This is a genomic window from Spirosoma sp. SC4-14 (genome assembly GCF_037201965.1).
Lineage (GTDB): Bacteria > Bacteroidota > Bacteroidia > Cytophagales > Spirosomataceae > Spirosoma.
On the sequence record NZ_CP147518.1, the window covers coordinates 1,981,716 to 1,995,220 of the forward strand.

General features: G+C 47.7%; 11 protein-coding genes. 5 read left to right on the forward strand and 6 right to left on the reverse strand.

What is annotated here, in order from left to right; translation table 11 throughout:
* Window positions 1–452: 452 nt before the first annotated feature.
* Entirely contained in the window at window positions 453–1,832 is a 1,380-nt protein-coding gene (locus WBJ53_RS08015) for a M24 family metallopeptidase (RefSeq protein WP_338875549.1), read from the reverse strand.
* A 212-nt stretch (window positions 1,833–2,044) separates the two neighbouring features.
* On the opposite strand from WBJ53_RS08015, the gene WBJ53_RS08020 reads away from it, so the two are divergent.
* Together WBJ53_RS08020 and WBJ53_RS08025 are read left to right on the forward strand one after the other, a co-directional pair.
* Complete coding sequence (locus tag WBJ53_RS08020) at window positions 2,045–4,774, forward strand: DUF5686 family protein (protein WP_338875550.1); 2,730 nt, start codon at window positions 2,045–2,047, stop codon at window positions 4,772–4,774.
* A gap of 133 nt (window positions 4,775–4,907) precedes the next feature.
* The gene (locus tag WBJ53_RS08025) at window positions 4,908–5,828 is read left to right on the forward strand and encodes a metallophosphoesterase (RefSeq protein ID WP_338875551.1); all 921 of its coding nucleotides are present in this window, start codon (window positions 4,908–4,910) and stop codon (window positions 5,826–5,828) included.
* A 209-nt stretch (window positions 5,829–6,037) separates the two neighbouring features.
* On the opposite strand, the gene WBJ53_RS08030 is transcribed toward WBJ53_RS08025, so the two are convergent.
* From WBJ53_RS08030 to greA, 4 genes are all read right to left on the reverse strand, one after another.
* A complete protein-coding gene (locus tag WBJ53_RS08030) occupies window positions 6,038–6,997 on the reverse strand; it encodes a hypothetical protein (protein ID WP_338875552.1) in 960 nt (319 codons plus the stop codon).
* A 524-nt stretch (window positions 6,998–7,521) separates the two neighbouring features.
* Complete coding sequence (locus tag WBJ53_RS08035; protein ID WP_338875553.1) at window positions 7,522–8,034, reverse strand: hypothetical protein; 513 nt, start codon at window positions 8,032–8,034, stop codon at window positions 7,522–7,524.
* 516 nt (window positions 8,035–8,550) lie between these two features.
* Window positions 8,551–8,940, reverse strand: coding sequence for an HIT family protein (locus WBJ53_RS08040; RefSeq protein ID WP_338875554.1), 390 nt, complete (start codon window positions 8,938–8,940; stop codon window positions 8,551–8,553).
* A 115-nt stretch (window positions 8,941–9,055) separates the two neighbouring features.
* The gene (gene greA, locus WBJ53_RS08045; protein WP_338875555.1) at window positions 9,056–9,529 is read right to left on the reverse strand and encodes a transcription elongation factor GreA; all 474 of its coding nucleotides are present in this window, start codon (window positions 9,527–9,529) and stop codon (window positions 9,056–9,058) included.
* A 317-nt stretch (window positions 9,530–9,846) separates the two neighbouring features.
* Here greA and fmt point away from each other — a divergent pair, with 317 nt between their 5' ends.
* From fmt to WBJ53_RS08060, 3 genes are all read left to right on the forward strand, one after another.
* Entirely contained in the window at window positions 9,847–10,770 is a 924-nt protein-coding gene (gene fmt, locus WBJ53_RS08050) for a methionyl-tRNA formyltransferase (RefSeq protein WP_338875556.1), read from the forward strand.
* Window positions 10,771–10,904: 134 nt separating this feature from the next.
* On the forward strand, window positions 10,905–11,903 hold the full coding sequence (locus tag WBJ53_RS08055) for a polysaccharide deacetylase family protein (protein ID WP_338875557.1): 999 nt from the start codon (window positions 10,905–10,907) through the stop codon (window positions 11,901–11,903).
* A 3-nt stretch (window positions 11,904–11,906) separates the two neighbouring features.
* On the forward strand, window positions 11,907–12,440 hold the full coding sequence (locus WBJ53_RS08060) for a dihydrofolate reductase (RefSeq protein ID WP_338875558.1): 534 nt from the start codon (window positions 11,907–11,909) through the stop codon (window positions 12,438–12,440).
* 53 nt (window positions 12,441–12,493) lie between these two features.
* On the opposite strand, the gene WBJ53_RS08065 is transcribed toward WBJ53_RS08060, so the two are convergent.
* On the reverse strand, window positions 12,494–13,504 hold the full coding sequence (locus WBJ53_RS08065; RefSeq protein WP_338875559.1) for a bestrophin family ion channel: 1,011 nt from the start codon (window positions 13,502–13,504) through the stop codon (window positions 12,494–12,496).
* Window position 13,505: the final 1 nt, after the last annotated feature.

A 13,505-nucleotide genomic window follows, 5' to 3' on the forward strand; every position in this document is an offset into this window, starting at 1 on the left:
GGATGATTTCGTCGGGTGGAGGGAGTTTTGAGAGTGGATTTTCAGCAAACCCAATAACAAATTCGTAGGTAAATTCAGTAAAAGGGGGCTGGTTGCCAAAAATAGTAGGTACTTGGTTTAAACTTTAATTCGTATACAATCTGATTAGCGGTTATAAAAACATACGTATTGTTGATACCGCCCAGAAAAATAAATTCATATCACTTTTCTGGCATTTTCTTTCTGGCGCTTTTTTAGCTCTGTAATAGCCGCCTGCACTTCGGGTTTATGGATGTCGTCCCAGGAGTTGCTGTTTACTTTCCTGGATACGTCGCGCAATGGTAACCATACGTTTCTGGAACTCTTCATGCGCCAGTTGCTCCTGTTCGGTTGTCGTGATCATAACTATGCGCTATTTCTGTTTACCAAAGTTAATGATTTAACGGCAAAAGTAGAGACGCAAGGATGCGTCTCTACTTCACGTACCCTAGCTTCCGGGGGATGGTGTAAATTTCGGTTTGGCGACCGTCGATATACTGAAAGTTCTGGCCGTCGAAAAAGCCGTCTTCTTCGAGCATGATGCGAACGGTTTTCTTCCACTCCGGAATTTCCACGGCAGCATTAAGCTCAATGGAGTAGGCGGTGTTGCCCTGCAATGGATAATCGCCAGGTCCGGGTACTCCCTTCTGCTGGTCCCACAAGCCAATGGTTGGTCCGGCGGCATGACCATGAACCCCAATGGGGTGGGTGTAAATAGTACCGTTAATTCCTTCTTTTTTCGACTGCTCCAGCGCGGCCAGCAGCATCTGATTGCCCGTTTTGCCAACTTTAAATTGTTCGGTCAGAATTTCCTGTAGTCGATTGCCTTTTTTGAACGCAGCCTTGATCGATTCGGGGACATCGGTTTCGCCCCGACGAAGCACATACGCGTGCTGCTGCTGGTCGGTGTTGAGCCGCAGATAGGTGATTCCAAAATCGACGTGCAGTAAATCGCCCGGCATGATTACCTGTTTTTCGGGACGTTTGGAAAACGTGCGGAGATGGTTGAACTCGTCGCCAGGGTCGGCCCGCTGAATATCGACCGTTGGATGAAACCAGGTGTCTAACCCCAGGTTGGTGATGCGTTGCCGAAACCACCAGACCACATCGTCGGTAGTGGTTACGCCCGGTTGAATGACCTGCTCCGAAAAACCTTCCTGAATGATCTGGTGCGACAGTCGGCAAATGAGCGGATAGATCGTCATCTCTTTTTCGGTGCGGGTTTCGAGCCAGCCAACGGCCAGTTTTTCGGCCGGAACAATTCGTTTTACATACTCGGCCGGGAGTTTCTGCAAAAACTCTTCGTGTTCGGTAAACGATAAGCCATCGGCATGAGCGTAGTTGGCCGACGTATTCAGACCTATCTTTTTAGGCTTACGGTCTTCAATGATTTTAGCCAGCGCTTCCCACTGATTTGGTCGAACGTCGATATCCCAGGCACCTTTAAGCAGATTCCCGACATCGTAGCGGGCAATAGCCAGTTTTTCTATTGCATCGGCCGGTTGTTGTTTCCCGTTATCATAAAAGACCATAATGGTGCGTCGTCGGGCCGACAGCCAGGTGCTGGGCAACATGGTTCGCAATACAGGATCTTCGTTATACTCGCGGGAGATAATGATCCACATATCGATTCCTTCGCGACGCATCAACTGTGGTAAGAGATTTGTGAAGCGATCTTCCAGAATATCGTCAACAATCCGGGCGCGATCACGTTCCGATAAAATAACCGAAGGAGACGCCGTTTGGGCCGTTGCGGTTGAAAGAGCAAGCGAAAATGTGAATAATTTGATGAGAAGTCGTACTGATTGATGCATAGATGGCAGGTTGTGAGCAGTTTGTAGCAAGATACGCAAAGACGTTATAGTTTTTTAACAATTTGCCAGACAACGTTTTTTTACCTTGCTGCATCTTCTAACTGAGTGAAGCCACCGGACCCATCGTGCAAAATTGCCCATTCATGTATAAAATGCTCCGTTGTGTTCATTCGCTTGTTATACTTACTAATTGAATATCAACCTATTCATGCATGAAGTCTATCGTACTTATCCTGTCTGTTATTTTCTGCACAGTCATTGCCAACGCTCAAACCAGTAGTTCGGGGCTGCGTGGCATAGTTAAAAACGCACAGGGCGAAGCCTTACCCTATGCCGCCGTTGTGGTGAAAAGCGCTGAAGCTTCGGCACGGGCTACAGGGACAATCACCAATGCTGAAGGACGCTACGAGATTGCCCTGGCGCCGGGGAAATACAGCGTTATTTTTCAGTATCTGGGTTTCCAGACGGTTCAGAAGTCGGTCGAAATAGGGGCTGGTTTTACTACGCTGGATATAACGCTCGAAGAGCAGGCGTTGCGGCTGGCCGAAGTGGAGGCTAAAGCCGGAAACGAAGATCCTGCCTACACGATTATGCGCCGGGCCATTGCCAAGAGCCGGTTTCATAAGCTTCAGGTGCAGTCGTTTAAGGCACGGGTCTATACTAAATCGTCGATTACGGTTCTCGATCTGCCCAATCTGGCCGAAATGGCGTTTCGTAAGCAATTGAAGGAGGCCGAAAAGGAAGCCAATTTCAAAGTGGGCGTGCCCATCCTGAACGAAACCGTAGCCGAAGTTTCGTTCAGTCAGCCTAATACATACCGACAGCGGATTATTGCCAACCGAAACTCGCAGGGTGAATTTTTGAGTCCCAATCAGTTTTATAATGCCAGTTTCTACGACCCAACCATTGCCAATACGGTTTCTCCGCTGTCGCCAAAGGCATTTGCCTACTATAAGTTCGAATACAAAGGTACCTTTCGCGAAACATCCCCCGACGGTAAACCGGTAGAGATCAGTAAAATCCAGGTGATTCCGCGCCAGTATGGCGAAGGCGTTTTTCGGGGCGTAATCTACATTATCGAAAATACCTGGGCCATTCACAGCCTGCAACTCGAAACAGTCAACAACATTGGCATATCGTTCACGATTCGTCATGTCTGCACACCCATCAAAGGCGTCTGGATGCCAACCAACCAGCGCTATAATGGCAAAGGGTCGTATCTGGGCGTAAAAGCTGAGGGCTACTACATTCGGAACCTGACGTTTACCGACTTTGTGGTCAATCCGGCATTTGTGGAAGATATTGAGGTAGCTGATGAGAAAAAAGCACCACCCGCCAATACGCTTTCGAAGAGCGAGATAAAAGGGAAGCCGATCGACGAACTGGTGAAGAAACAGAAAGAGTTTTCGACCAAAAACCTGCGTCAGCTTGTCAAAGAATACGAAAAGCAGGAAAAGGAAGACCGCAAGAAACGGAAGGAAGATGTAGCCGTCGTGCGTAATGACTCGATGGTGGTCGATTCGATGGCGCTCAAACGCTCCAATACGTTCTGGGATTCGCTGCGGTCGGTACCGTTGACAACGGCCGAAATCAAAAGCTACCACAAAGCGGATAGTCTTGGACTCATTCGCGAAATAAAAGCGCCGAAAGTCGATACGGCCCGCAAGGATACGACGCAGAAAAAGAAACCGAAAACGTTTTCGGTAGGGCAGTTGCTGGGCGGCAACACGTGGCGATTGAGCAAACGTAGTTCGCTGATTTATACCAGCCCCATTACCCGGATTGAATACAATACGGTGGAAGGCTACACGCTCGAAGGGGCGTTGAACTTACGTTATAAGGCCAAAACCGATTCTGTGAGCCGTTTCCGGCAGATTCCGCTGAGTGAGTGGAACATTGGCGGCACGGGCCGCTACCAGTTTGGCCGTAAACAGTTTGTTGGCTACGGACTGGCCAGTTATCAGCACAAGAATACGAAAATCGCACTGTCGGGCGGGCGGTATCTGTATCAGTACAACCCCGATAACCCGATCAGCCCGTTTCTGAATTCGCTGACGACACTGCTGTTTGAGCAGAATTTTGCCAAGCTATACCAGAAAGATTTTCTGAATCTGACCGTTACGGCATCGCCGTTTAAGGACCGGCTGAAACTTAGCGGTAGTCTGGAGTATGCGCAGCGGTCGGAGCTGATGAACTATAAAGAAGACCTGAAACCCTGGATCGACTGGAAAAACCGGGCCTACACGCCCAACCGCCCCGACAATGCCGAATTAACTAACACTGGATTTGCGAACCACAACGCGCTGATCCTGGACCTGACGGCTTCGGCGCGATTGGGTTCTACAGAATATATCATTCGTAATGGCCGACGCATTGCCCGGCGCGATAACGACGCACCATTGCTGACGGTCAATTACCGGAAGGGTATTCGTGGTCTTGCCAGTTCGGATGTCGATTATGATTTTTTGCAGGCCAGCATCAGCCATTCGTTCGAGACCGGCATTCGCAGTCGGTTGAACTATCAGTTGAGCGCGGGTGCGTTTTTGACCGATAAGCAACTCTACTTCCCCGATTTCAAGCATTTTGCCGGGAATCAATTCTTCTTTCAGCAGGGCGATGTAGTATCGACATTCCGGCTGTTGCCCTACTACCAATACAGCACCGGTAAGCGGTTTGTTGAAGGGCATGTGCTGGCGGAGTTTCGTAAGTTTTTCGTGACGCAGCTAACGCTCGTTCGGCTCATTGGCCTGAAAGAAAACCTGTTCGTGCATTATCTCTACACGCCCAATTCGAAGCAGTATACCGAAGTAGGCTATGGGCTGGACGGCCTGATTCCGCAGGTGTTTCCGTTCTTTCGGGTAGAAGTTGTGTCGCAGTGGCAGGACGCCAGGTACCAAGGCTTAGGGTTCCGCGTTGGCACAACGCTGAAATTTGGGCGATGAGCATGATGGATGTTATGTTGCTTTTGTGTAAACAAAGCGTTGATAAACTGCCGATTAGCTAACAGAAACATAAACTGCCCGTAATCAGGAGTTCATAGCACGGCCCGTACTTTGCGCAAACCAACTCTAACGCATGAATCGTCGCGACGTTGTTAGGCGAATGGGTGCGGGCCTTGCGGCTCTTTCTTCAACCAGCTTACTGGCCGCTCCTGCGGCTCCAATCTCAAAACAGCGCGTACTGCGAATTGCTCACCTGACAGATGTACACATACAACCGCTGGTTGGGGCTGCCAAAGGATTCGCTAAATCGCTCCATCACGTACAGGACCTTTCCGAAAAGCCTGATCTGATCATGAACGGGGGCGATGCCATTATGGAAGCCCACGGTCGCGGTCAGGATAGCGTTCGGCGGCAGTGGCGGCTCTATCAGGATGTGATGCGCAATGACAATGCGCTTCCGGTGCTCAACTGCATTGGCAACCACGATATCTGGTGCCGAAAGGAAACGAAAGCCTGTTTTGAGGATGGCCGCAAGTGGGCGATGGACGAACTGCAAATGACCAGCCGCTACTATAGCCTCGACCGGAATGGCTGGCATATTGTAGTGCTCGACAGCGTACAGCCGAAAGCCGACGGAAGCTGGTACACAGCCCATCTGGACGACGAACAATACCACTGGCTCGAAGCCGACCTGAAAGCGACGCCTTCCGAAACGCCGATTCTGGTTGTATCGCACGTGCCGATTCTGGCGGCCTGTGTGTTCTTCGATGGCCAGCGTTTCGCGGACGAAAACTGGAACATTCCGGCCCGCTGGATGCACAGCGACACCGTCCGGCTAACCAACCTCTTTTATCGTTACCCAAACGTAAAAGCGGCTCTAAGCGGCCACATTCATCTGGTTGACCGGGTCGATTATGGGGGCGTATCGTATTTCTGTAACGGCGCCGTTAGTGGGGCGTGGTGGTTCGGCAAATACCATCATACGGCCGCTGGCTACGCCCTTGTCGATTTATACAACGATGGCTCGGTGGAGAATACGTATATGAATTATTAGGGGATTGAATCGGGCTGGGTTGGATTGGGAATTAGTAAGTAAGGTCTATGTGTTATTTTTAGAACCTATTTGTAAACTATCTCAGAACGGTTTCGGGCTTTGCGTTCGGGCGGGAAATCGAAGCACAAAAGCTGGTTTTATTACTAAAGTTTAATTGAAAAACTGCCGCCCAAATTTTGCACGTCAGCCCGCCTGACACAAAACCCGTGTTAGCTGCTGCCTTTTTCATCCTTTTTCTGTTTCTCTAAAATTTGATTATAAAGTTCATTTCGTTTGTTAAATGATTTTATTGTTCCAATTACAGCCCCACTTTTTGAAAGCAAGTAATTAAACTCCCAATTGTCAGAGTCACTATAAACGAATTGTATTTTTTCAGGGTCCAAGTTTGCTAATTGTTCAATTTTGTCAGCGATTGATTTGAGTTTCTCTTTATCCAAAGAAGTTAAAACTCTGTCTGCTTTATGAGTAGTGATTACTAATTCAATGTTGCAGTTTGTGTTTGGATATGATATGACAAAATTCTTGGGTCTGTTTGCAGGTTTAACTTTTTTAATAGTCTCTACTGCAAGTCTAGAAACTAATTTATAAAACTTGGCTAAGTCGTCACCAATTGCTTCGCTCAATTTTTCAGTCACCTTGGATTTAATAATCCCCAAAGTGCCTGCAATTATTTTTGTAATAGTTATGATTGTTTCAGGGTCAGGTAATTCTGATTTTCGTCCAAACTCGTGTGTGTCAAATTCTAAATCTACTTCTTGTTTAACTAAGTTATAAATGTCATTAATATCAGAATAGTTTTCAAAGTTAGCTCTATCTGTCGCAATTGTCATTTTTGAAACTTCTTCATGAGCACATTCTATAAATGGATATTCGCCTTCACTAAAAAATTCTTTCAGAAGTTGTGTTCCGTCAGGAAGTCGGATTATTTCTTGCTTGTCAAAGTAGACCATTTCCGCAGTCAAATAATAATGCTCATCCTGTCCTTTTACAATTTCTCCATTCATTATTGCTCCAAAAGGTGGGAATGTTCTTATGTGTTCTAAGCCTAGTCTAGGTTTCCTTTCCCCATTTAGAAATGGCAACATACTATCAAGAGCACTTTTTGCCATTATATCTCCTTGTTTGTCAAGGTGTGTTGATGTTATTACGTATTTATCTCTTCTTATCATAAATGCTTGTTATGGTGGTCATCTTAGGTTGCAGCTAACTCTCAAATATACGAAAGTTTTGCAGTATTTTATGAGTTTATTTGTATTTATTGAAGTTATGATATGACTATTCGTGCCGTACAATCTTTGTATACACTGATCAATTATCCAAGTGAAAACTACCAAATAGACCTTTACCCAACTCGGAAATATGTTTGCTTAGGGAGGCATTTGTTTTGAATCCGCTATAGGCCAAAACATACCAACCAACGACTAAATACACCAAAAACAAAGTACAGCAAAAATGCCCACATCCAACCGGATATGGGCAATCAGAAATGAAGTATAGAGTTTGTTGTTCGTTATAAAAACGCTCGGATTTTGGCGGCTGTTTCGGCCAGTTCGTCCTGAGTCGGTTTTAGTTTATATGAAAATTCATATCCGCCATTGATTGCATTGTAAAAGAAGGTGCGGCCGCGCAGTGGATAGAGTGGGGCCAGTCAAGCTCTACCACAAAGACACGATAGGCAGGGAAAGTAGCGTTGCTAAGGAAAATCAAACCTACTCCTAAGGCTGTGGCGGTCGAATTTTTCGTAGCTCTTCAATGTCGTTTTTGTCTTTTGGCCGAGCAGTGGTCCCTGTATAAGATCATCAAAACTTATAAAAGAAATCTCAACACCATCTTGCTGAAAGACATTTCTTCGTGCGAATGCTACACTAAATCTCAACGGAGCTGCTAATGTTGGAAGAAGATCTAGCGTGTAGTCATCAAAGTTTAACCTAAAAAAAGCGTTCCTTGGATCAGTAGACTGTTCATCTCTGTATTTTGATACATTTTTCCCAAGCTCATCAAGTGCATCAAGCAAGTGGTAATAATTTGTATAATCTGGATTGTACCACAAATCAAAATCTGGTGTTGCCACAACTTCACCGGTCGGCCCGGTGGAGAGCCTATCATATCCATAAAATGACACCGCAGTGCCACCAACGACCATACACTCTACAGAATTTCTGTTGAAAATTTTGAATATGTGAAGGATAGACTCACTATAGTGCATAATTTAAAGGAGCATCAGCAACTGCATTTTGCTGCGAGACTGGATTTAATACAGTCGTATTCTGTCTCAACGATGACACGAAGTTCGTATACAAAACATGACGCTCCATAGATCTTTGAGGATCTGAATGTGCTGGCTCAAAATGGGCTTTTAGCTCCTCAAAGCTGTCGAAACGCATTAGATCTTCCATGACAAATTTTCTCTTATTGTCTTTTAGTTCGCTAAATATAAATAGCGTATTCTAGTTATTAACAACAGATGCGCCAAAAAGATTGTTAAAAGTTGGCACACTATTCAATGTGAGTTATCCTGTCCATAAGGACTGTATCTGATCCAGTGCCATACTTTCACCAAGTTGAGGAAATACGATACATAAAGAAAGGCTGACCGACTGGTGAAGCTCACCAATGGTTTCTAAGCGCATTCCAGGCTAGGTCTACACTTGAAACCATACAAAAATGCCCACATCCAACTGGATATGGGCAATCAGAAATGAAGGATAGAGCTTGTGGTTTGTTATAAAAACGCCCGGATTTTGGCGGCTGTTTCGGCCAGTTCGTCCTGAGTCGGTTTTAGTTTGTTATGAAAATTCATGTCGGCCATTGAGTTGAGCGGAATCAGGTGTATGTGTGCGTGGGGCACTTCCAGCCCCACAACGGCCACACCGATGCGCTTGCAGGGAATCGCTTTTTCGATGGCAGGCGCAATGGTTTTGGCAAAGGCCATCAGACCCGCATACAGGTCGTCGTCCAGATCGAAAATATAATCGACTTCTTTTTTAGGAATCACCAGCGTGTGCCCGGTGGTTGTCGGCATCACATCCAGAAACGCCAGATAATCGTCGGTTTCGGCGATTTTATGAGCAGGTATTTCGCCGGCAACAATGCGAGAGAAAATAGAAGGCATGGGTTGGGAGGGGTTTTGAGTTTATGGTTTAGCGTTTATTGTTGCGCTGCCTGGCAGCATACATCCTTACAAAGCGGAGCAACTATAAACGCTAAACCATAAACCCAAAACAGTTTTAACGGGAAATATCAACGATTTCGAATTCCATCATACCGGCGGGAACTTTAATTTCGGCAACGTCGCCAACACGTTTTCCCAGCAGGCCTTTTCCGATGGGTGAGCTAACCGAAATACGGCCCGATTTCAGATCGGCTTCTTCTTCCGAAACGAGTGTGTAGTTCATTACGGCCCCGTTTTTCTTATTCTTTATTTTTACATTCGACAGAACCGATACCTGCGAGGAGTCGATGGTCGATTCATCCAGAATGCGGGCATTGGCCAGTACTTCTTCGAGTTTGGATATTTTGAGTTCATGCAGTCCCTGCGCATCTTTAGCCGCATCGTATTCGGCATTTTCGCTTAGATCCCCTTTGTCGCGGGCTTCTGCAATCTGGCGGGCAATTTCGGCCCGGCCTTTTGTTTTCAGATCATTCAGCTCTGCCTTGAGCCGGTTGAGTCCTTCTTCGGTATAATATGAAATTTTTCCCATAATACTACGTACTTACTCGTTTTTCACATTGGGGTTTGGATTGCTCCTTAAAACAAAAAAAGAACGGTACACCGCCCGTTCTGCAACCAAATTGGTTTTCTTTGCAGCCGCGTCAGTGTCGCCGTCGGAGGTTCGAAGCGAGCGGTTTAGGGATATGAAAGTTCGTTCGTCGCATAGGCAAAGCCGCTGACCGGCCGATGACTTATCTGACACAACGCATTTGGAGCAACGCGTCTTTTATTTGGCAAAAATAGCAATACTTCCCGGCTATATCAACAACAGATTCACTCGCCGGTACAAAACTGAGCAACCGATTCATGAATAAACCGCTTCGAATTGTCTTCATGGGTACGCCCGATTTTGCCGTTGCCAGTCTGCAACGTTTGCTGGGTGGAGGCTGTAATGTGGTCGCTGTTGTTACGGCTCCCGACCGACCCTCAGGACGAGGGTTGCAGCTAACCCCTTCGGCTGTTAAGAAAGCCGCGCTGGAAGCTAACCTACCTGTCTTACAGCCCGAAAAACTTCGTGACCCCGCCTTTCTGGAACAACTGGCCAGCTACAAGGCCGACCTGCAGGTGGTTGTGGCGTTTCGGATGCTGCCAGAGGTGGTGTGGGCCATGCCAACCATCGGTACGTTTAATTTGCATGGGTCATTGTTGCCGCAATATCGGGGGGCTGCGCCCATAAACTGGGCCATTATGAATGGCGAAACAGAAACCGGTGTCACTACGTTTTTTATCGAGAAAGAAATCGATACCGGCCAGATGATCTTTCAGGATGTTGAGCCGATCTATCCCGACGATACGGCCGGAACGGTTCACGACCGGCTGATGGAACGCGGGGCTGGCCTGGTCTTGAAAACCGTGCGGGCCATTGAAGCCGGAGAGTATCCGCGAACGCCACAACCCGCGTCGGCAGAACTGAAACCAGCACCAAAACTTAGCCGCGAAACCACCGAAATCAACTGGAATCAGCCCGCAACGGTCATTCGGAATTTTGTGCGGGGACTGTCGCCTTACCCGGCTGCCTGGACAACCATTAATGGGAAATTTTTTAAGATTTATGCCGTGTCGGTAGCAAACGAATCGCCGTTTGCGGCCGGGGTGGGGGAGGCTTATACCGACAATAAAAAAGAAATTCTGGTTCGGGCTGCCGATGGCTGGCTAAGTCTGGATGCGCTACAGGCCGAGGGCAAGCGCCGAATGACCGCCGAGGAGTTTTTGCGGGGGAATAAGCTTTAGTGATTTGATAACCACAGAGACCACAGAGGATAACTACGAATGGAGTAAAAACACTGTGGACTCTGTGCCTCTGTGGCCATCGAATCGCTCCTGAAACAACGTCTTAGTATTACCTCAATACTCCTATACCATTCATGAAACGATTTGTTATCTGTCTACTGGTTGCTGCGCTGAGCCAGTTTAGCGCGTATGCCCAAACCCCCACCTATGCCGAAAAACTAGGTTTCCCGAAGGGAAAGAAAGTTGTTGTGTTTCATGTCGATGATGCGGGTATGAGTTATGAGTCGAACGTGGGCACGATCAATGCGCTCGAAAAAGGCATTGCCAGTTCAACCAGTATCATGATGCCCTGTGGCTGGGTGCCGCAGTTTTTCGATTATCTGAAAAAACATCCGAATGTAGATGCAGGCGTACACCTGACGCTTACGTCGGAATGGGACAACTACCGTTGGACACCGTTGGCGGGGCGCGACAAGGCACCGGGGTTATACGACCAGCAGGGGGCTTTCTGGCATTCGGTGGCGCAGGTTGTTGAACATGCGTCGACGGCCGATGTCGATGCCGAAATCCGGGCGCAACTAGCCCGATACCGCGCGTTTGGCGTCGAACCTACGCATATGGACTCGCATATGGGAACACTGTTTCAGCCCAAATTCGTGATGAGTTATGTGAAGCTGGCAATGGAAGAAAAAATTCCGATTCTGTTTCCGGGCGGCCATGCATCGCTGATTATCAAGGAAAACAACGTGCCCGCCGATCTGCAAAAACTGATTCGGCAGCTTGGTCAGCAGCTTTGGAATGCGGGCCTGCCGGTTTTCGATGATCTCGATGGCACAAGCTATGGCTGGACGCTTCCGGCAGGCACACCCGTTACTGACGAGAACCTACAGAACTACAAAACCCAGAAATTTATTGAACTCCTGAAATCGGCTCAGCCAGGTTTGACTTACGTGATTATGCACTGCACGGCCCCAACGCCCACCTTCGATCAGATCAGCACATCGGGCCAAACGCGCAAAGGCGACATGCTGGCCATGATGGACCCCGCTCTGAAAGCTTTTGTCGAGAAAGAAGGAATTATTGTAACAACCTGGCGCGAGTTGATCGAACGACGGAAAAAAATAAATGATTGAATTATGAAAATTAGCCTTATTGCGGCCGTTGCGCAAAATGGTGTTATTGGTCGGGAGAATGATATGCCCTGGCATTTGCCCGACGATTTTGCCTTTTTTAAGCGTAAGACCAGCCATCATCCGATCATTATGGGCCGGAAATCGCTGGACGCCCTTGGCAAGCCGCTGCCGAACCGTACGAACATTGTGATTACCCGAAATCCTGATTTTTTGGCTCCGGGTGTCGTTGTCGTACATACATTGGATGAAGCGATCAATGAAGCGAAAAAGACAATTGAAACACAGAACGATGCGGCTTCAGAACATCGGCCCGACGAAATTTTTGTGATTGGTGGGGGGGAGATTTATGCCATGGCATTGCCCATTGCCACCACACTATACCTGACCGAAATTCATGCCAGTGTCGATGGCGATGCTTGTTTCCCAACGTTCAATACAGACGAATGGCAGGAAGTGAGCCGACGCCCGCACCCTGCCGACGAACGACATGCATTTTCGTTCGATTTCGTTACGTATGAACGGCGAAATGATCGATAATTCGTGTATTGACTTCCCGAAAATAAGATTCGTCCGGAAAGTCAATACACGGCCTACATCAGAATATTGTCGACAGCCTGGACGCGTTGCGGCAGGTCTGTTTCGCCCAGCATTTCGCGAAGGTCAATTTCGATGTTTCGGCAAATGGCTGTCATCGGAATATCGTTGATGCTGTTCTCGAATGGGTTTTCGCTGGTGTCGCCCACCACTTCCATCGTATAGAATACCCACGCAATAACGGTATAGAACGGCACCGTTAGCCAGAAATGCAGCGGACCAACCTTGCTCATTTCGGTTAGTAGTCCAAATGGAAGAATGGCTACGAAAATCATGACGAACAGGTAGCTGAAAAACGCATACTGCCGGGGAAACGGAAACGATTTGATGCGTTCGGCTCCACCCTGCTGCGAGTAAAACTCCATCAGTAGCCGCTCCATCTCGGCATGGTAATACTCTGAAATCAGGCCAGCCGCCCGCAGTTCGCGCAGTTGTTTCGACTGGCATTTAATGATCTGCGTAGCCGGATTCTGTCGGTTAACAAAGTATTCTACCTCATCGTCGTGCAGAAAAAGGCTCAGCTCTTTATCCAGTTGACCCTGATTGAAGGCATGTTGTTTTTCCACAATATTGGCTCCAATGTTCTCTTCCTGCCAGATCGGACGGCTGCGCAACTGAATCCGTAACGCATTCAGATAGGCAATGTGCCGATAGATCAGGAGTTGCTGGATTCTATACAGGTCGGCCGACGAGTAGTATTCATTGGCATTGAGCGGACAGATGTAATCCATAACCAGAATTCCCCACGACCGACTGGCATTGACCAGGCTCCCCCAGATTCGGCGGGCTTCCCACAACCGCTCATACGAAGAGTTGCTTTTGAAACCAATATAAAACGCAACCGCCGTACCAATGGTGGCAATCGGTACGAACGGAATAGCCATGAATTTCCAGTCGGCCCACGCATATAACGCGCAGACCACAAAGGAATACAGAGCAAAGAAGAGAACGGCCTTCCAGGCAAACGGCGCTATAATGCGAAAGGGAATACGTTTGGCAGTGTACATA

What these genes read in the sequence shown, in the direction of transcription:
- WBJ53_RS08060 (WP_338875558.1), top strand. Translation starts at nt 11,907, where the DNA reads ATGAAAATTAGCCTTATTGCGGCCGTTGCGCAAAATGGTGTTATTGGT.
- greA (WP_338875555.1), bottom strand. Translation starts at nt 9,529, where the DNA reads ATGGGAAAAATTTCATATTATACCGAAGAAGGACTCAACCGGCTCAAG.
- WBJ53_RS08020 (WP_338875550.1), top strand. Translation starts at nt 2,045, where the DNA reads ATGAAGTCTATCGTACTTATCCTGTCTGTTATTTTCTGCACAGTCATT.
- WBJ53_RS08015 (WP_338875549.1), bottom strand. Translation starts at nt 1,832, where the DNA reads ATGCATCAATCAGTACGACTTCTCATCAAATTATTCACATTTTCGCTT.
- WBJ53_RS08025 (WP_338875551.1), top strand. Translation starts at nt 4,908, where the DNA reads ATGAATCGTCGCGACGTTGTTAGGCGAATGGGTGCGGGCCTTGCGGCT.
- WBJ53_RS08040 (WP_338875554.1), bottom strand. Translation starts at nt 8,940, where the DNA reads ATGCCTTCTATTTTCTCTCGCATTGTTGCCGGCGAAATACCTGCTCAT.
- WBJ53_RS08030 (WP_338875552.1), bottom strand. Translation starts at nt 6,997, where the DNA reads ATGATAAGAAGAGATAAATACGTAATAACATCAACACACCTTGACAAA.
- WBJ53_RS08065 (WP_338875559.1), bottom strand. Translation starts at nt 13,504, where the DNA reads ATGTACACTGCCAAACGTATTCCCTTTCGCATTATAGCGCCGTTTGCC.
- WBJ53_RS08035 (WP_338875553.1), bottom strand. Translation starts at nt 8,034, where the DNA reads ATGCACTATAGTGAGTCTATCCTTCACATATTCAAAATTTTCAACAGA.
- fmt (WP_338875556.1), top strand. Translation starts at nt 9,847, where the DNA reads ATGAATAAACCGCTTCGAATTGTCTTCATGGGTACGCCCGATTTTGCC.
- WBJ53_RS08055 (WP_338875557.1), top strand. Translation starts at nt 10,905, where the DNA reads ATGAAACGATTTGTTATCTGTCTACTGGTTGCTGCGCTGAGCCAGTTT.